General features: G+C 43.3%; 14 protein-coding genes. 6 read left to right on the forward strand and 8 right to left on the reverse strand.

The window, feature by feature from the left end:
• Window positions 1-231 precede the first annotated feature (231 nt).
• The 3 genes from mgtE (at window position 232) to dcd (ending at window position 3893) form a co-directional block, all read left to right on the forward strand.
• Complete coding sequence (gene mgtE / locus H4W00_RS06870) at window positions 232-1569, forward strand: magnesium transporter (protein WP_442793075.1); 1338 nt, start codon at window positions 232-234, stop codon at window positions 1567-1569.
• Window positions 1570-1935: 366 nt separating this feature from the next.
• Window positions 1936-3162 carry an iron-sulfur cluster carrier protein ApbC gene (gene apbC / locus H4W00_RS06875; protein WP_209956836.1) on the forward strand — a complete coding sequence of 409 codons (1227 nt, stop codon included), beginning with the start codon at window positions 1936-1938 and terminating at the stop codon, window positions 3160-3162.
• Between the two features lie 155 nt (window positions 3163-3317).
• On the forward strand, window positions 3318-3893 hold the full coding sequence (dcd, locus tag H4W00_RS06880) for a dCTP deaminase (RefSeq protein WP_209956837.1): 576 nt from the start codon (window positions 3318-3320) through the stop codon (window positions 3891-3893).
• Window positions 3894-3983: 90 nt separating this feature from the next.
• Here the strand turns inward: dcd and H4W00_RS06885 are convergent, their stop codons facing one another.
• The 6 genes from H4W00_RS06885 to H4W00_RS06910 all read right to left on the reverse strand — a co-directional run bounded on the left by H4W00_RS06885 (window position 3984) and on the right by H4W00_RS06910 (window position 10378).
• The gene (locus H4W00_RS06885; RefSeq protein WP_209956838.1) at window positions 3984-4424 is read right to left on the reverse strand and encodes a ClpXP protease specificity-enhancing factor; all 441 of its coding nucleotides are present in this window, start codon (window positions 4422-4424) and stop codon (window positions 3984-3986) included.
• A 134-nt stretch (window positions 4425-4558) separates the two neighbouring features.
• On the reverse strand, window positions 4559-5173 hold the full coding sequence (locus H4W00_RS06890; RefSeq protein ID WP_209956839.1) for a glutathione S-transferase N-terminal domain-containing protein: 615 nt from the start codon (window positions 5171-5173) through the stop codon (window positions 4559-4561).
• Window positions 5174-5379: 206 nt separating this feature from the next.
• Window positions 5380-6093 carry a cytochrome c1 gene (locus tag H4W00_RS06895; RefSeq protein WP_209956840.1) on the reverse strand — a complete coding sequence of 238 codons (714 nt, stop codon included), beginning with the start codon at window positions 6091-6093 and terminating at the stop codon, window positions 5380-5382.
• Window positions 6093-7298 carry a cytochrome b gene (locus H4W00_RS06900; protein ID WP_209959025.1) on the reverse strand — a complete coding sequence of 402 codons (1206 nt, stop codon included), beginning with the start codon at window positions 7296-7298 and terminating at the stop codon, window positions 6093-6095. The genes H4W00_RS06895 and H4W00_RS06900 overlap by 1 nt, the downstream gene beginning before the upstream one ends.
• Window positions 7299-7320: 22 nt before the next feature.
• Window positions 7321-7905: a ubiquinol-cytochrome c reductase iron-sulfur subunit gene (petA, locus tag H4W00_RS06905; RefSeq protein WP_209956841.1), complete on the reverse strand. Its 585-nt coding sequence runs from the start codon at window positions 7903-7905 to the stop codon at window positions 7321-7323.
• 529 nt (window positions 7906-8434) lie between these two features.
• On the reverse strand, window positions 8435-10378 hold the full coding sequence (locus H4W00_RS06910; protein WP_209956842.1) for an ATP-binding cassette domain-containing protein: 1944 nt from the start codon (window positions 10376-10378) through the stop codon (window positions 8435-8437).
• 348 nt (window positions 10379-10726) lie between these two features.
• On the opposite strand from H4W00_RS06910, the gene H4W00_RS06915 reads away from it, so the two are divergent.
• From H4W00_RS06915 to H4W00_RS06925, 3 genes are all read left to right on the forward strand, one after another.
• The gene (locus H4W00_RS06915) at window positions 10727-10951 is read left to right on the forward strand and encodes a SlyX family protein (protein WP_209956843.1); all 225 of its coding nucleotides are present in this window, start codon (window positions 10727-10729) and stop codon (window positions 10949-10951) included.
• 263 nt (window positions 10952-11214) lie between these two features.
• Window positions 11215-12447, forward strand: coding sequence for an OmpP1/FadL family transporter (locus H4W00_RS06920; protein ID WP_209956844.1), 1233 nt, complete (start codon window positions 11215-11217; stop codon window positions 12445-12447).
• Between the two features lie 442 nt (window positions 12448-12889).
• A complete protein-coding gene (locus H4W00_RS06925; protein ID WP_209956845.1) occupies window positions 12890-14296 on the forward strand; it encodes an OmpP1/FadL family transporter in 1407 nt (468 codons plus the stop codon).
• A 471-nt stretch (window positions 14297-14767) separates the two neighbouring features.
• Here H4W00_RS06925 and putP read toward each other — a convergent pair whose 3' ends face one another.
• Together putP and H4W00_RS06935 are read right to left on the reverse strand one after the other, a co-directional pair.
• Window positions 14768-16267 carry a sodium/proline symporter PutP gene (gene putP, locus H4W00_RS06930; protein ID WP_209956846.1) on the reverse strand — a complete coding sequence of 500 codons (1500 nt, stop codon included), beginning with the start codon at window positions 16265-16267 and terminating at the stop codon, window positions 14768-14770.
• Window positions 16268-16966: 699 nt separating this feature from the next.
• Entirely contained in the window at window positions 16967-17839 is an 873-nt protein-coding gene (locus H4W00_RS06935) for a LysR family transcriptional regulator (RefSeq protein WP_209956847.1), read from the reverse strand.
• Between the last annotated feature and the right edge of the window lie 260 nt (window positions 17840-18099).

Below are 18099 nucleotides of genomic sequence, written 5' to 3' on the forward strand. Positions count from 1 at the left end.
CTAGATCAGCAGTCATCAAATGAACTAGGCGCCGGATGCTTGGTGTTATATTCAGCAAACGGGTATGATAGAGGCGCTTTATGGTTTAGCTCATATTATAAGTTTAATAACCAATAATTAATTCGGTAGTATCTTTTTTCTATCAACTAGAGCCAATGATATTGGCTCTTTTTATTGATCCTATTTAAAAGCGCTAGTTGCACCGTTTTAGGATCGCACGGAGTAAAAATAATGCACAATAAAACCCTGGCATTGACGTTAAGCAAGGCCATTGAACAACAAGAGTTTGAACAAGCGATTAATCAGGTTAAAGCATTACGCCCCATCGATATTTCTGATATGTTAGCCTTAATTAAGCCAGCGTTTGCTTGGCAGTTGCTAGAGCGTTTGCCCAATCGTTCTACGATATTTTCTTACCTAAAAACTGATATTCAAGTTGCTTTGGCACAGGAGTTCCCCCGGGATAGTATGGCAAGATTGGTGGGCGAAATGCCTGCTGATGAACGGGCCGACTTATATAAATGTTTAAATCAAGACCAACGTGATGCCTTATTACCGGCACTAGCCCAAGCGAAGCGCGAAGATATTCGTAGATTAGCCGCTTATGAAGAAGGTACCGCTGGGGCCTTAATGACTTCGGATTATGCTACTTTAGGCGCGGCGATGACTGTCGATGAGGCACTGGCTAACCTAAGAAGAGAAGCGCCCGACGCGGAAACTATTTATCACGCCTACGTGATTGACGAACAACGCAAGTTATTAGGCGTCGTGTCGTTACGGACTTTAATTCTAGCGTCTCCTGAACAATTAATTAGCGAAATCATGGTCAGTGCTATCGTGTCTAGTAACGTACATGATGATCAAGAAGATGTCGCTAAAACAGTGGCTCGTTATGATTTGATTGCATTACCGATTACCGATGACAGTGGTGCCTTGGTAGGTATAGTGACCCACGATGATGCGATGGACGTCGCTAGTGATGAAGCTACCGATGACTTTCATAAATCGGGCGGTGTCTCTACTATGGTTGGCCGACTAAAAGATGTCAGCATTGGCATTCTATATCGCAAGCGGGTATTCTGGTTGGTGTTTTTAGTCTTCGGCAACCTGCTCTCTGGCATTGGTATTTCCCATTTTGAAGATGTGATTGCCGCCAACCTAGTATTGGTATTCTTTTTACCGCTACTGGTCGATAGTGGCGGTAACGCCGGCTCCCAGTCTGCTACTTTGATGATACGTGCACTGGCAACTGGTGATGTCGTGATGCGTGATTGGTTCTCGCTACTGGGCCGAGAAGCGATGGTTGCGGTGCTATTGGGCGGTACCATGGCAGTCGCTATTTCCATCATCGGTTATATTCGCGGGGACGAAGTAGTGTCTCTAGTGTTAGCGCTTAGTATGATGTCAGTGGTAATGATTGGCTGTGTGATTGGGATGAGCCTGCCTTTTGTGCTTAACAAAATAGGCTTTGACCCTGCGACCGCCAGCGCGCCTTTGATAACGTCGGTATGCGATGCTTCGGGCGTGATTATTTATCTGTTTATTGCCTCACAATTCCTGTCCATATAATAGCCGATAGCCCTGTAATAGGTGGCTGTTTAATAAGGCCTGATTTTCTCAGCTGTGATTTGCTAACGCTGGTTGATGACTGAACGTAGTAGGGTTTTGGTAATGGGTTATTAACATTCGATTATAGCTGCCAATAATCAGCTGCCTACAAATATGGTACTGAATATATTGAATGAGGCTCAGACCTACTGGCGTTGTGGTTTTTTTATAAGCCTAATTCGGCTACACTGGTACCAAGGATTTTAGTGACTACTTATCACCTTTACATTAGGCGTTAAACTAAAGCTTAATTCACATCGCAATCGTCTTGAACCATTTATACTTATACCAATATCAGCCTCATTCATATACAAAGCGAAGGTAGCTATGTTTAACTTTATAAAAAAAAGAACGCAATCAAAATCTGAGACTCCGCAGCAGAAAGCGGAACGTGATAGTACAGTAGATAAAGTGTTGCTGGGTTATGAAGTCGGTGAGACCAGTATTGCACAGATGGTCACGGGTTTAGATCGTGACGGTGACCAGCTCACTTTAGATTTACGCCTACCACAAGATAGCGATCCCGAAACCATTCAAAAAGAGCTTGGTCAGCTGTTACACCCACATGGTATTAATGCGATCCATATGAATGTGCGTCTGTCAGCGTCCGCCAAGGGTGAGTCTAAAAGCTTGCCTCAGAAAATGCCAAAAACGACTGATGCCATGAGCAAACTATCAGGTACTCCTAATACGCCAGCGCAGCCTAGCCCTGCTGCAGAACCACCTATTACCAAGGCGGCTCCAACCCAGGCATCACTGTCTGGGCACCCGCATATCCGCCATATTATCGTGGTAGCATCAGGCAAAGGTGGGGTCGGCAAATCAACCACTACTGTTAATATTGCCTTGGCATTACAAAAGCTGGGCAACCGGGTAGGTGTACTCGATGCGGATATCTATGGACCCAGTATGCCGACTATGTTGGGGGTGGCCAATATAAAGCCTGAGCTAGAAAACGAACAATTTATTCCTGTTAATGCGCATGGCATGGCGATGTTATCTATTGGCAGCTTGCTCGATGGTGATAATACCCCAGTAGCATGGCGTGGACCAAAGGCGACTGGTGCACTGATGCAACTGTATAACCAAACCAACTGGCCACAGCTTGATTATCTAGTGATTGATATGCCGCCTGGTACGGGTGATATCCAGCTGACGCTCGCACAGCGTATTCCGGTCACCGGCGCGGTTATCGTGACTACTCCGCAGCACATTGCACTACTTGATGCTCAAAAAGGTATCGAGATGTTTAAAAAAACTAATATTCCGGTACTAGGAGTGGTGGAGAACATGGCTCTACACACTTGTAGCAATTGTAATCATACCGAAGCTATCTTTGGCGTCGGTGGTGGTGAGCGAATCGCTGAGCAATATCAGGTGCCGCTATTAGGGCAGTTACCATTGGCTACTGGTATCCGTGCTCAAGTTGATAAAGGCGAGCCCAGTGTCTTAGTTGATGATGAGTTTGCTCCATATTACTTAAGTATTGCCAAAAATATTGAAGCCAATATCGATAAGTTTGCTAAGCCTATTGATAACCAGCGTATCTTTTAAGGAAAAAGAGTGACTTTGCAAACAATAACGAATTAGACGATCCTTTATCAAAATCAGTCATTTTTAGAGATGTCGCTAAAAGTACCAGCGACTCTATAAATTGAGCCTGCAATTACGTATAATCACCGCTATTAAATATTTGCTAAGGAATGACAATGTCTATTAAATCTGACCGCTGGATTCGGCAAATGGCTGAAGATCATAATATGATTGAGCCGTTTGAAGCGGGTCAAGTACGCTTTAACGACGCTGGGGAGCGTCTGATCAGCTACGGCACGTCAAGCTATGGTTACGATGTGCGCTGCGCCCCTGAGTTTAAGGTTTTCACTAACGTCCATTCAGTGATTGTCGATCCCAAAAACTTCGATGAAAAAAGCTTTATTGATATTGTTGGTAATGAATGCATCATTCCACCCAATTCATTTGCCTTGGCACGGACCGTTGAATATTTTCGCATTCCGCGTGACGTACTAACTATTTGCCTGGGCAAATCGACCTATGCGCGCTGCGGCATTATCGTCAATGTCACGCCACTTGAACCCGAGTGGGAAGGGCATGTGACCTTAGAATTCAGTAATACCACTAATTTGCCGGCGCGTATTTATGCGGGCGAAGGGGTTGCACAGATGTTATTCTTCCAAAGTGATGCTGATGATGTCTGTGAGACCAGCTATAAAGACCGCGGTGGTAAATACCAAGGCCAAAAAGGCGTGACATTACCCAGAACGTAGAAATCTATAAGTATGCAATAAAAAAGTATGCAATAAAAAAGCTGGGCGTATTAGATACGCTCAGCTTTTTTATTGCGGTAGTTATTATGACTATTTCAACACTTTTAATCCCGCTTTATTATCACGTTTAGGCTTGTTTGGAGTACTAGTGCTATTTTGTTTAGTTGATGAGGCATCGTCTTCTGGCTGATAGTCATCATATTCACTAGGATCAAAGAACATACCTTGCGAGTTTTCTTTAGCATAAATTCCAAGCACGGCAGTCAGTGGCACCCAAATCTCTTGCGACACACCACTGAAACGCGCACTAAAATGAATGTAGTCGTTCTCTATACTCATATTGCCAGTAGCGCGACTGGCAATGTTAAGTACAATACGCCCGTCTTGTACGTGTTCGGTTGGAATCTGTACATTCTTGGCAGTGGCATCGACCATCAAGTAGGGCGTAAGCTCATTATCTTCTATCCATTGATAAAGGGCGCGCACCATATACGGGCGGGTAGGAGTGACTGAAGTAGTAGTCTCGCTCATCTTATAATTTCCTGTACTAATGGTATCAAATGAATATTTTAGCGAATTTATTATTGGGTGGTATGCTTGTCTGGCCGTATTATTACTTGCGGCACAGTTGTGCTTGATAAAGGAGTCATCACTACTTAACTTACTCAACGCACGCTCTTTTGAAAGCTTTCTCGATCAAATAGTCGCTTTTGATAGTCAATCAAGGGACGGCTAATAGCTGGAGGTAACGTGATACCCATCTCGTCTAAACGCCATAATAGCGGCGCCAGTAGTACATCACACCAGCCAAAATCATCAGCCATAAAATAGGGCTTATGAGCAAATAATGGCGACAAGGTGACCAAAGAATCTGTCAGTTGTTTTTTTGCATGAGCGGCCTGCGCCTTATTAAAGCTGTCTGGATGCATGAGCAAGCGTTTGCCTAATGCCAGCCAATCACGCTGAATACGCCATGCTAATTGCCGAAATTGCGCGCGTTCTTGGGGGGTGTCAGGCAGCAGTTTATTAGTGTGATAACGCTCTTCAAGGTATTCAAAAATAACATTGATTTCGTACAGCGCAATTTCGCGCTGCTGCAAAACCGGCAAGGTATGGTAGGGGTTAAGCTCGGTCAGATCTTCAGGACGCTCTGAGTGCAAGCGGGATAAATAGTAAGCCAGCTTCTTTTCTTCAAGTAATAGGCGTACCACATGACTGTCGTACCCATCGTCAGCGTATAAAATCAGCTGACTACTTGGAATGTCATTCGCATCAATCATGAAAGCCTAATGTTAATGGTTAAGGCTGCCATCGTAAACAAAATCGCCCTATTTATCAAGGTGCGAAGCGTAAACTAGGTCTCGTACTGGCTTATTAGTGGTCTAGTTTTAGCCCATAAAAAAGCACTACCGAAGTAGTGCTCAATATGGTGCTTAAATAAACGGTGCTTAGCTATTAAACTTAATTTTTAAGCTTAGCTATCAAATTATTTGACGTCTTTCCAGAACTCTTTATTGAGCAAGTAAACAGGAATGAGCAACACTAACAAGAACAGTATAACAAAGAAGCCGATAACTCGACGATCATGACGAACAGGCTCACCCATCCATGCCATAAAGTTAACCAAATCGCCAACTTCGCTTTCAAACTCTTCTTGACTCATGCTGTTTTGCATGTTGTTCAGTACATGAGGCATCGCTGCGTTCTGTAGCACTAGGTTATTAGCACCCCAAGGACGGCTTGGATCCTCATAGAATGACAACAAATAGGTATAAACCCAGTCGTCACCACGCAGTCTAGTGACTAGTGACAAGTCTGGAGGCGCTGCTCCAAACCATGCCGCTTGAACATCAGGATCAATCTCGGCATCGATGTGATCGCCAATCTGATCGGTAGTTACCATCAGATATTTTTCGACCAGCTCAGGTGGTATGTCCAAGTCTTTAGCGATACGCGAGTGACGAACATACTTTGCAGAGTGACAACCGGCGCAGTAATTCATGAAAATCTTCGCACCGTTCTGTTGCGAACCCTTGTTAGTAAAGTCAATCGGGGCTTCACTACAGGCTAAGTGCTCTTCAACACCCTCAGCATTGGTAAAGGTGCCGCAACCACCGCCAGCGGCCGTCGCGGTACCAGCCGTTAAGGTCAATGCCGTACCTAAGCCCAAACCAGTTAGGAATTTCGTTAGCGTGTTCATTAGTGACCTCCGGTGACACGTTCTGGCGGCTGTTTACACTTCTCAATGGCAGTGTAAATCGGCATCAATAAGAAAAATAGGAAATATAAGACGGTAAACACACGCGCCGCTATAGTTGCTGCTGGCGACGTTGGCGTTGCACCTAAATAACCTAAGGCTATGAAGCTAATCGCAAACACGGTCAACGCGATTTTTGATAGGACACCTTTATAACGCATTGAGCGTACAGGAGATCTATCCAGCCAAGGTACTAAGAACAGTACCGCGATCGCTCCACCCATGGCGATAACACCACCAAGCTTGTCAGGTACTGCTCGCAAGATAGCGTAGAACGGTGTGTAGTACCATACTGGTGCAATATGCGCCGGTGTTTTTAGGGAGTTTGCCGCCTCAAAGTTAGGGGGCTCAAGGAAGAAACCACCACCTTCTGGGAAGAAGAACACCACTGCAGCGAAGCAAATAAAGAACACCACGATACCAACCATGTCATGCACAGTATAGTACGGGTGGAACTCAATACCATCTAATGGTACGCCGTTTTTGTCTTTAAGCCTTTTGATGTCAATACCATCGGGGTTATTCGAACCCACATGATGTAGAGCCACTAAATGCATGAACACCAAACCGACTAATACTAGTGGAATAGCGACTACATGTAACGCAAAGAAGCGGTTTAGGGTAATACCTGAGATGATGTAATCACCACGTACCCATTCAGCAAGACCATCGCCAATGACCGGTAGAGCAGCAGGAAGGTTTAGAATAACCTGTGCACCCCAGAATGACATGTTGCCCCATGGTAAGAGATAACCGAAGAAACCTTCTGCCATTAAAGACAAGTAAATGCCCATACCGATAAGCCAAATAAGCTCACGCGGTTTTTGATATGAGCCGTATAGCAATGCTCTAAACATATGCAAATACACGACCACAAAAAATGCGGAAGCGCCGGTCGAGTGCATATAACGGATGAGCCAACCGCCCTTGACGTCACGCATGATGTACTCAACAGACGCAAATGCCCCTTCGGCACTCGGGTTGTACATCATGGTTAGCCAGATACCGGTGACCAATTGGTTAACCAACACCACCATTGCCAACACGCCAAAGAAGTACCAAAAGTTAAAGTTCTTTGGTGCATAGTATTTGGACATGTGATATTCATAGGTCTCGGTCGCCGGAAAGCGTGCGTCAACCCAACGCATGATATTTTTACCCATACTCATATTAAGCCTCCCCAACCGTCAAGATGGTACCATCCACATTATAATCTGGGATGGGTAAGTTAAGCGGAGCAGGAACACCGCTATAGACGCGGCCCGCTAAATCGTACTTAGACCCATGGCACGGGCAGAAAAATCCACCATACCAGTCATTACCACCTAAGTCAGTCGCGCCAATATCGGGACGGTAGTTCGGTGCACAACCTAAATGTGTACACACGCCTTCAACCACCAAGATAGTGGGGTCTATAGAGCGTGTAGGATTAGCACAGTATTCAGGTTGTAACGATTCGCTTGAGTCAGGGTCAGCCAGCAAAGGCTTGACCGATTCTAAGGTCGTCAGCATCTCTTCAGTACGCTTTACTACAAAAATAGGTTTACCACGATATTTGATGACAATCATTTGTCCTGCGTCAACAGAACCGATATCTTGGGTAACTGAAGCCCCTGCAGCTTCCGCTTTGGCACTTGGATACCAAGAACGGACAAAAGGTGTCGCCACCGCAGCTACTCCAACTGCACCAATCGCGGCAGTTGAGGCAATTAGAACTCTACGGCGTTGTACATTAACGCCTTCGGCATGGCTCATTAATACTTCCTCCAGGTGAATGAAATGGGATTATCCCACACTGGGTTTGTGGCTTAGAAATTTACAATATCGATCACCAGCCACTTTAGCTGTGCCTAATTCTGCTAATTGTTACTATTCTAAGCTATTTTGGTGATAAAATAAATTATTGTGTTAAAAATAAAACCACCTCAATAGGTCATAATAGTCTATTGAATATGACAGAATACTCACCATATCCTTGTAATATATAGAGAATTTCAAGGTTTGAGTTATTAAGGAGGATTTGCCAATCACCTTATAAATTATAAGGATATTTAGCAATAGGGAATGATACTTGAAATTAAGGTAATGTTCACTAACTTTCAGTACATTTACATTGTGTTAGTCGGTGGTATAAACCGTTGCAAACCCCTTAACATTATTTTGTGATGCATAAAGATAATAAGAGGCAGTAGTTTTAAGGCACTATTTCAAAACAGCGCCTTAAAATAAGCTTGTGGCATTACCATAATAACAGTTTTAAATTGAAGCGCTAGCACTGTTCAGATCAGCCTTCAAGGATATCCCAACGTTCAAGTTTATGCATCATCTCTTCTTCTATAGTTAATAAGCGTTCACTAGCCGCGGTCGCAGCATCAACGTCTTGAGTAAACCACGAACCATCAGCCAGTTTTTCTTGGAGCTGAGTTTGTTCGGCTTCAAGAGCGGCAATCTCTTTTGGTAAGTTATCCAGTTCACGTTGGTCATTGTAGTTGAGCTTTTTGGCTGCTTTATTAGGCTTGGCCGTTGGCGCTGACTTATTAGCAGACTTACCATTGGTCGCACCCTTATTACCAGATTTTGCTGCTAGTGCGGCTTGCTCGCGATTTTTTTGTACCAGATATTCTTGGTAGCCACCCACATATTCTTTGACGATACCTTTATTGTCTTCATCGGTATCAAATACCCATGTTGAGGTAACCACGTTGTCCATAAATGAACGATCATGACTAATGAGTAGAATTGTACCGTTAAAACTGGCTACTGATTCTTCTAATAGCTCAAGGGTCGCCATATCCAAATCGTTGGTAGGCTCATCGAGCACCAGGATGTTGGCAGGTTTTAGTAACTGCTTGGCCAATAGCACGCGGTTACGCTCGCCACCTGATAGGGCTTTTACGGGCGTACGGGCACGCTCTGGGGCAAATAAGAAGTCTTGTAGATAACTCATAATATGAGTCTTGCGGCCGCCGACTTCAACAAAGTCTGAGCCTTCTGAGACGTTTTGGGCCACACTGGCTTCAAGATCCAACTGATCTCGCAGCTGGTCAAAGAATGCGATCTTTAAGCTAGTGCCTAACTCAACGCTGCCAGTCTTGGTCACTTCGTCGTCTGACATGTCGAGTAAGGCTTTAATCAGCGTGGTTTTGCCTGCGCCATTAGGTCCGACAATACCAATCTTGTCACCGCGCATGATAGTGGTGGTAAAGTTGTCGACCAACACATTACCATCATATTCAAGATGAAGGTTTTTGACTTTACAAACCAGCTTGCCGCTTTTTTCGCCTTGACCCATGGTAATGTTGACATTACCGACTTGTTCACGGCGGTCGCCACGTTCTTCGCGCAATGCTTTTAGATCGCGTACGCGGCCTTCATTACGGGTACGTCGGGCCTTAATACCTTGGCGAATCCATACTTCTTCTTGAGCCAGTTTCTTATCAAAGTTAGCGTTATTCTTCTCTTCAGCCAATAGCTGTAGCTCTTTTAGCTCTTGATAGCGTGCGTAACCACCTGCACCTTGGGTCACGTCATAGCTGGTCAATTGACCGCGGTCCAGCTCAATAATGCGGGTTGATAACTTATTAACAAAGGCTCTGTCATGGGTGACGAACAGTAAGGTCAGCCCTTGCCAATCTAATAAGAAGCGCTCTAGCCATTCAATACTATCAACATCCAAATGGTTAGTCGGCTCATCGAGCAGCAGCACATCAGGCTTGGTCACTAGTGAGCGTGCTAATAAAACACGGCGCTTACGACCACCAGAGAGCGACGATAAGTCATCTTCTGGATCAAGCCCCATAGTGGTGATTAGACGGGTTGCTTCGCGCTCTAAATCCCAGCCATGTACCGCATCGATATCATGCTGCAAGTCTGCCATACGCTCGCACGCATCCATATCACCATTAGCGCACAAGTCAGTTTGCTTATCATAGTTGATCAGTAGATCTGCGGTACGGCGACTACCGCCCATGACGATATCTAATATTCTGCCATTGGTTTCGGGCACATCCTGCTCGAGCATGGCAACGCGTACGCTGCTGTTAATAATAACTTCGCCGCTATCAGGCAGCAATGAGCTATTGATCAGCTTAAACAAGGTGGATTTGCCTTCGCCATTGCGGCCGATTAAGCACACGCGCTCGCCTGCATCGATAGCAAAGTCAATACCATCAAGGACAGGAGCGACGCCAAAGGCAAGGTGAATATCTTTTAAATGTATCAGTGCCATAGAGTATCTTAAGCTTATATAATAGTGAGGTAGGGGTTGTTGCGAAATTGCGAGCAGTATAACATGCTGCCATGCGACTGTAGTGTGAGTAAAAAATTTTTATGATGGCTATTTCAGCGCCGTCACTCTACTAGTAGGCTACTAGGGAGTTATCAATTGTAAGCTATCAAATAAGAAGCTGTTAACTACCTATGGAGCTAAATATCTTGATCTATCATTTTGACCCGAATAGTCATCGGTATTATTCACAGTGCCATACGCGAAACCCTGTAGATACAATGATTTTAGAAAATTAAATATCTTTTCTTACCACATAAATAAAACCCACCATTTTAATATGAGACCGCAATGGCACAAACTGAGCTAGCAGCACAAGTGATTGAGTTACAAATGAATATGGCACATCTTGAGCTGACCGTAGAGCGACTCGATGAGGTTATTACTCGGCAAGATAAGCATATCCGAGAGTTACAACGTCAGCTACAGCTGGTCTATAAGCAAGTTGAAAACCAGAATGCAGACAGTGGTATTGCCCCGTTCGATGCGGTGGCAGACAGACCACCACACTATTAGCAAATACTGGTAGCAAATACTGGTAGCAAATACTGGTTAATAAATGCTAGCTAAATTGATTTGACCATTAACTGGGTTTGTCATTACAGTAGGGTTTGTAGCCATAGTTATCACCCTGTGACTACTCAGTCATAATAGAGAGATAATGTGTTTTTGCAGTTGTCTTAGTGCCTAAAAGGCATTAGTATCTTGCACTTCAAATATCGCTAGCCAAATCAGGTTTGAGGTAGCGGTAAAACAATATGGATGTTTGGAGAGTGACAATGCGCCCTACCTTTAATTTTAAAAATCTAGCAGTAGCCGTTACTGCTTTTTCTGCAGCCAGTGTAGCCAGTGCGGCCGGTCTTGATCGTTCAGGTCAAGACATCACCGCATTCCTACAAGATGGATTGTATGCTGAAGCCAGCTATACTTATATTGATGCTGATGTGAGTGGTTATGATAAAACAGATAATAAAAATAAGATTGACGATATCGCAGAATCTTATGATTTTGTCCGTTATGGCGTAAAAGCGGATATCAACGATACTTTTAGCGTGGGTATTTTATATGATGAGCCCTTCGGTGCGGCGGCTGATTATAGCGGTGATAATAACTTTGTGGATGCAAATGGTGAAGGTACTAATGTAGAAGTACGTACTGAAAGCATCACCGGTATCATCGGTGCAAAACTTGGTGAAAATAAGAATTTCCAAGTGTATGGCGGTCCAGTAGCCCAGCGTGTCAAAGCGGATGTAAAACTACGTGGTACTGCTTATAGTATTGCTAATGGTTATACTCTAAATGTTAATGTGGATCAGGATTACGGTTATTTAGCGGGTATATCCTATAGTAAGCCTGAAATTGCTTTACAGGCAGCATTAACTTATCGTTCTGAGATTGAACATAATACGCAAGCATCTGAACTCTATCCTTTTGCTGCTAATCCACCCCCATTCGGTCCTGGACTTCCGGCAACTAGAAGCGATACCATTGAGATCACCACGCCTAAGTCTGTGAACTTTGATTTCCAAACGGGTATTAATCCTACCATGTTAGCGACTGCAAGAGTACGTTGGGTGCCATGGAGTGATTTTGCGATTACGCCATCGTTATATAATGAGACTAGCAAGAAATTACCAGCATTGGGTGTGCAAGGCATTCCTGATGAAGGTTTCGATTTAGTTAGTTATGATAAGGATCAATGGTTGGTAGAGTTAGGTTTGGCTAAACGTTTATCTCCAGCACTCGCAGTCAGCGGGACTGTCGGTTGGGATAGTGGTGCGGGTGACCCAACAACTTCTTTAGGTCCTATTGAGGGCTATTATAGTGTAGGTCTGGGCGCCAAGTATAACGTCACTCCAAGCTGGGCCGTATCAGCGGGTGGCAAATACCTATGGTTCGGTGATGCTGAAGGCCAAATCCCAAGCAAAGCTACCGTTAGTAACTTTGAAGACAATGATGGCTATATCGTTGGTGTGAAGCTGTCTTACCAAGCACAACAAAAATTTAACTAGACGGTTTGAGTATTAACTCTATCTTAAGTTAATACTACTGTCTGAGTCAAAAAGCGACCTATTATGGGTCGCTTTTTTTATGTTGAATTATTAAAAATAAATAATATCGCAGAAGATAAAATTTAGCTATGAAGCTTTTTGTTAGCGCCTCAGGGAAGATAACTCATTACATAAAAGCGTTCAATACTGAGTGATAAAAGGAGTGATTTAGGGGTAAGCAATAAGCTAAGTTACTGCATATTTAAGACAGACACTTGCTTATATGCTATCTGTACTGTTCAGTCATATTAGGGAAATAAAGTGTTTTAGTCGTTGTCTTCCTGTTAAAAAGATATTACTATTCGAATCAGGACATCGTTACAACAACCAGCAACTAGTGTGCATCACCATCACCTGCTGATTATCGTAACGATAAAACAATGCGGATGTTTGGAGATACACAATGCGACCTACCTTTCACTTAAAAACTCTTGCTGTAGCTATTACTGCTTTTTCTATGGCTAGCATGGGTAATGCCGCCGGTCTTGATCGCTCAGGTCAAGATATGACCGCATTCTTACAAGACGGCGTATACGCTGAGGCAGTTTACACCTATATCGATGCTGACGTTAGTGGTTATGATAGCGCTAATGATGATCCTAACTCTAACACTTATGAGCGTGGCAAAAAAACCGGTGATATTGCTGAGTCTTATGACTTCTTCCGTTACGGGGTAAAAGCCGACATCAATGATACCTTTAGTGTTGGTATCTTATATGACGAGCCTTTTGGTGCTGCTGCAGCTTATAGTGGGGATAATAGTTTTGTATCAAGAGGTGACGTTGATGCTATTCTTACAGACCTAACAGGTTCAGACAATGAAGGTGTTGAGGATAGAATTGCTGAGTTAGGTGGTAGTTTGGGACCCTCTTCTACCCCAGAGGATATAGATGCGGTCACAGCTGGAATAACAGCGCTTCGTACTGCACAAGCAATAGCAGCAGCTGAAGTAGGTACTGCAGGAGAGGGTACCAACGTCGAAGTGCGTAGTGAAAATATCACTGCTATTCTTGGTATGAAATTTGGTGCCAATAAAAATTTCCAAATCTACGGCGGTCCAGTTGCTCAGCGCATTCAAGCGGATGTGAAGCTACGTGGCACTGCATATGGTCCAGCCACGGGTTACACTTCACATATTAGTCCAGATCAAGACTATGGTTATTTAGCGGGTGTGTCGTATAGCAAGCCTGAAATTGCCTTAAAGGCTGCTCTAACCTATCGATCTGAGATTGATCATAAGATGAATATTGCTGAGCAATACCCAGTAGCTGCTGCCTTGGGTATTAACCCAGTTCAGAGTAATGAAATGGAAATAACGACACCAAAATCAGTCAACTTCGACTTTCAAACTGGTATCAATCCAACCACATTAGCAACCGCTAAAGTGCGCTGGGTGCCATGGAGTGACTTTGCTATCACGCCACCGTTGTATAATGATGTTAGTAAAAGGTCCTATGGTCCTGATGGTTTGAATTTGGTTGAGTATGAAGATGACCAATATCAAGTAGAGGTCGGTCTTGCTAAACGTCTAACACCAGCACTTGCATTAAGTGGTACTGTAGGCTGGGACAGTGGTGCTGGCGATCCTACCACGTCATTAGGTCCTGTCGAGGGCTATTATAGTGTTGGTCTCGGCGCCAAGTACAATGTAACCCCAACCGTTGCCGTATCAGCGGGCGGCAAGTACTTATGGTTCGGTGATGCTAAAGGTCAATTACCAAGTGACAAAATTGTTGGCGATTTCCAAGATAATGATGGCTATATCGTCGGTGTGAAGCTATCTTATCAAGCAAAACAAAGCTTTAACTAGAATGGCTTAGCGTTAAGACAAAATAGAATAGCGTTAACGCTATTATCCAATGCAAAAAAGGCGACCCATTATGGGTCGCTTTTTTATGGATTGATTTAAATATAGACTATCTGGTCTAAGAGATAAGGGTATGATGTGAAATATTCTCGCCGTATCGTTAAGGTATCATGAATATATTATCAATGTATTATGGCTGCCGATTGTAACCGGTAATCGTTTACTCAGTATTAACGCCATAGCAGGTTGGTCATATCGGAACCCAGAGCTGAAAATGATAACAGGGAGATAAGCGGAGTTGCCGCTATTCTTATCGATATTTGTACAACTACAAATTCTAATCTCTTAATCTCATACTAATAACACCCAACAAAAAGCCCCGCTACTATAAAAGTAACGAGGCTTTTCTTAATAAGGGCATTAACATTCAATCAAGGTAGTAAACAGGTTACTACGCTCATTCAAGTTAGTATCTTATTCATTTAAATTCATTTCCATTTCTTTAAACTTCGCTGAGACTGAAGGTTTTGGACCACCGGTCATTATACTAACCGCAAAGATGGTAATAGTACTGAGGGCAAAACCGGGAACAATCGCATATAACCAGCTGTTAAGCGCCATACCATTGTACTCGAAAGGACCATATGTCCATATAATAACAGTCAAGGCACCGACGACCATACCGGCAACAGCACCGTTACGGTTCATACCGCGCCATATTAAGCTAAATATTACTAATGGTCCAAATGCGGCACCAAATCCTGCCCAAGCATTAGATACGAGATTCAGTACAGAGCTTTCTGGGTCGGATGCGACAAAGATCGAAATCACAGCGACTAATATTACCGAGATACGGCCAACCATCACCTGGCGCGCTTCTGGTGCGTCTTTGTCAAAAAATAACTTATAGACATCTTTAGTCAGTGAGCTTGAGACCACTAATAATTGTGATGAGATGGTACTCATAATCGCTGCTAAAATCGCTGCTAATAAGAAACCTGAAACCAATGGCGTGAATAAGAACTGAGTGAATACCAAGAAGATAGTCTCAGGGTCATCCAAGGTCATTGAAGTTTTTTGTACATAAGCACGACCAGCGAAACCAGTCGCCAAAGAACCAATTAGACTGACGATCATCCAGCTCATACCAATATTACGCGCGGTTGGTACTTCTTTAACTGAGCGAATAGCCATAAAGCGGACGATGATATGCGGCTGGCCAAAATAGCCGAGGCCCCATGACAGCAGTGAAATAATACCAAAAAGCGTCATGCCGCTGGTAATATTCAGTAGGGTCGGATCAATGTTTCTGACGGACTCAGTAACCGCTGCAATACCACCAAGATCAGTGAAAGCAACCACGGGTACGATAACCAGCGCAAACAGCATAATAATGCCCTGCACAAAGTCAGTCATTGATACTGCTAAGAAGCCACCGAATAAGGTGTAAGCGACAACCACGCCAGCCGTGACCCAAAGACCAGTCGTGTACGGTAGGTTGAGCGAACTTTCAAAGAGTTTACCACCACCAACTAAGCTGGCTGCAGTGTAAACCGTAAAGAATAGAATAATAACGATCGCTGAGATAACGCGTAGCATGTGCGACTTATCTTCAAAGCGGTTAGCAAAATAATCTGGCAAGGTAATCGCATTATCAGCAATCTCGGTATAAACACGTAGACGCGGTGCGACAATGATGTAGTTTAAAAAAGCACCAGTCGTTAAGCCGAGAGCAATCCAAATACTAACGACCCCGTCAGCATACATATAACCTGGTAGACCGAGTAACAACCAACCAGACATATCTGATGCACCAGCGGATAACGCGGTTACTGCGGGGCCTAAGTTACGGCCACCAAGCATATAGCCTTCTGTATCATTGGCCTGCTTAAAGTAAGCATAAATGCCGATGCCGATCATTACTAGAAAGTAGGCGCCTAACGATACTAGTACGCCAGTAGAAATCCCATTCATATAACTGTCCTTAGCCAACAGATTGACTTTAATTATATCTAACTATAAAACTTTAATCTTCAAAGACCAGGTTCAAGAACAACGTCTAAAGACAAGAAAAGCCATTAAGTAGGACATAATGGCTCTTAAATTATGATAAATAATTGCGCTTAGTTTTATATGATTGATACTATTTTAGGGATAACCCTATCTAAGTCGATTCTGCCGAGGTAATGTGTTGGGAGTAACAGAAATAACCGATCCGGTATTCCTACTCAACCAACCACATATATTAGCCGCTGATAAAATCAATCATTTAAAACCGTTAATTATATTATCGATAGTTTTTATATTAGCGTTGTCTCTATCTACTATAAAAACTATTTATTCTAAAATTAGTGTTTGTTATTCTGAAATTAGATAACATAAATTAGACAACATAGTATAGAAAAAGTAATAGGCATTTAAAAAGTACACTATTGTTTAACTGTACTATTGTTGAGAGTAATTATAGCTTCAGTGCCATGATAACTTACTCAAGCTATTCAATATATAACTATCAGTATCACTTTGGTAATGATATGTTATAAAACATCAGATTAAGGCATTATAACGTAAGAAAGCTATAATTGCGAATAAAGCTCTTATCTGGTTAAAGCCAGTCAGACTTCCTACGTGGCTTTAGCCAGCGACACTATATTTATTTAATGGGCGCAAGATTTATTCAATGGGCGCAAGCAGATCCAATAAAGCGGTAACGCTACTAGACTTGGTCAGTTTTGGGTTGGTGACGACACCTAAGTAGCGTTGCAGCTCAATATTTTCTGCCATATTTATGCGTTCTAAGTCTTGACTGATCAAGGTTTGCGGCAATACTGACCAACCCAGACCAACGGATACCAACATTCGAATAGATTCAAGTGGATTGGTACTCATGGTGGCATAAGGTTTTAGATTATGCTTGGCAAATTCAGCTAAGGTAATCTGACTGGTAAAAGTATTTGCGGACGGCAAGATAGCAGGATAACGTGCCAACTGCTCTAAAGTGACGTCACTTTTCTTCGCTAGTGGCGATAAGGTGCCGGTCACTAAATACAGTGGGTCTGACCATAATGCATGATAAGTTAAGCGCTTGTCATAAACTGGCGGCAGGGTCAAAAAAGCCAAAGACAAATCGCCATCTAATACTGCTTTGTGCGCTGTTTCCGAATCAACGAAATGTACTTCTAGCTGTACCGCTGGATAAGTTTGGATAAAATGCTTCAATACGGGTGCTAAGTGATGCAAGCCAATATGATGACTGGTGCCGATAACCAACTTACCGGATACAATATGTTGGGAGTGTTGTAGGTTAATCTTGAAGTTTTCATAATCATCCAACCAACGTTTGGCGTGCGGCAGCATTTCGTTGGCCGCTTGGGTCGGCACAATACCGCGACCTACGGTATCAAATAAGGTAATTTTGAACTCTTCTTCTAGGTTTTTGATCCGCTTACTGACAGCAGGCTGAGTAATAAACAGCTTTTCTGCTGCGCCTGAAATACTGCCAGTGTGCATAACTGTCACAAACGTCGTCAAATTAGTAGTATTCAAACCGGTGTCCTTAGCTGCAATACGAGCTATAAATAAAAGTTGGCTGACCCAGTCAAAACGTCTTAGAAATAAAAGTTTGTGACTGGGCAAAAATCATCAATTATTATTATAGGATTAGGCTGCTATAATCACAAGGTATCTAGACACTTTTTGACATTTTTATTATGTCAGCCTTATGATGACGATCTGATAAACCATTTGATAAACGATTCGGTATTCTGATAAAGAGTATTGCCCTTCTATAAATTACTATCGCGCCA

The organism is Psychrobacter sp. PL19, from assembly GCF_017875835.1.
Lineage (GTDB): Bacteria > Pseudomonadota > Gammaproteobacteria > Pseudomonadales > Moraxellaceae > Psychrobacter.

Excerpts from the sequence above, each read along its gene's own strand:
- mgtE (WP_442793075.1), top strand. The coding sequence starts at position 232 with ATGCACAATAAAACCCTGGCATTGACGTTAAGCAAGGCCATTGAACAA.
- apbC (WP_209956836.1), top strand. The coding sequence starts at position 1,936 with ATGTTTAACTTTATAAAAAAAAGAACGCAATCAAAATCTGAGACTCCG.
- dcd (WP_209956837.1), top strand. The coding sequence starts at position 3,318 with ATGTCTATTAAATCTGACCGCTGGATTCGGCAAATGGCTGAAGATCAT.
- H4W00_RS06885 (WP_209956838.1), bottom strand. The coding sequence starts at position 4,424 with ATGAGCGAGACTACTACTTCAGTCACTCCTACCCGCCCGTATATGGTG.
- H4W00_RS06890 (WP_209956839.1), bottom strand. The coding sequence starts at position 5,173 with ATGATTGATGCGAATGACATTCCAAGTAGTCAGCTGATTTTATACGCT.
- H4W00_RS06895 (WP_209956840.1), bottom strand. The coding sequence starts at position 6,093 with ATGAACACGCTAACGAAATTCCTAACTGGTTTGGGCTTAGGTACGGCA.
- H4W00_RS06900 (WP_209959025.1), bottom strand. The coding sequence starts at position 7,298 with ATGCGTTGGGTTGACGCACGCTTTCCGGCGACCGAGACCTATGAATAT.
- petA (WP_209956841.1), bottom strand. The coding sequence starts at position 7,905 with ATGAGCCATGCCGAAGGCGTTAATGTACAACGCCGTAGAGTTCTAATT.
- H4W00_RS06910 (WP_209956842.1), bottom strand. The coding sequence starts at position 10,378 with ATGGCACTGATACATTTAAAAGATATTCACCTTGCCTTTGGCGTCGCT.
- H4W00_RS06915 (WP_209956843.1), top strand. The coding sequence starts at position 10,727 with ATGGCACAAACTGAGCTAGCAGCACAAGTGATTGAGTTACAAATGAAT.
- H4W00_RS06920 (WP_209956844.1), top strand. The coding sequence starts at position 11,215 with ATGCGCCCTACCTTTAATTTTAAAAATCTAGCAGTAGCCGTTACTGCT.
- H4W00_RS06925 (WP_209956845.1), top strand. The coding sequence starts at position 12,890 with ATGCGACCTACCTTTCACTTAAAAACTCTTGCTGTAGCTATTACTGCT.
- putP (WP_209956846.1), bottom strand. The coding sequence starts at position 16,267 with ATGAATGGGATTTCTACTGGCGTACTAGTATCGTTAGGCGCCTACTTT.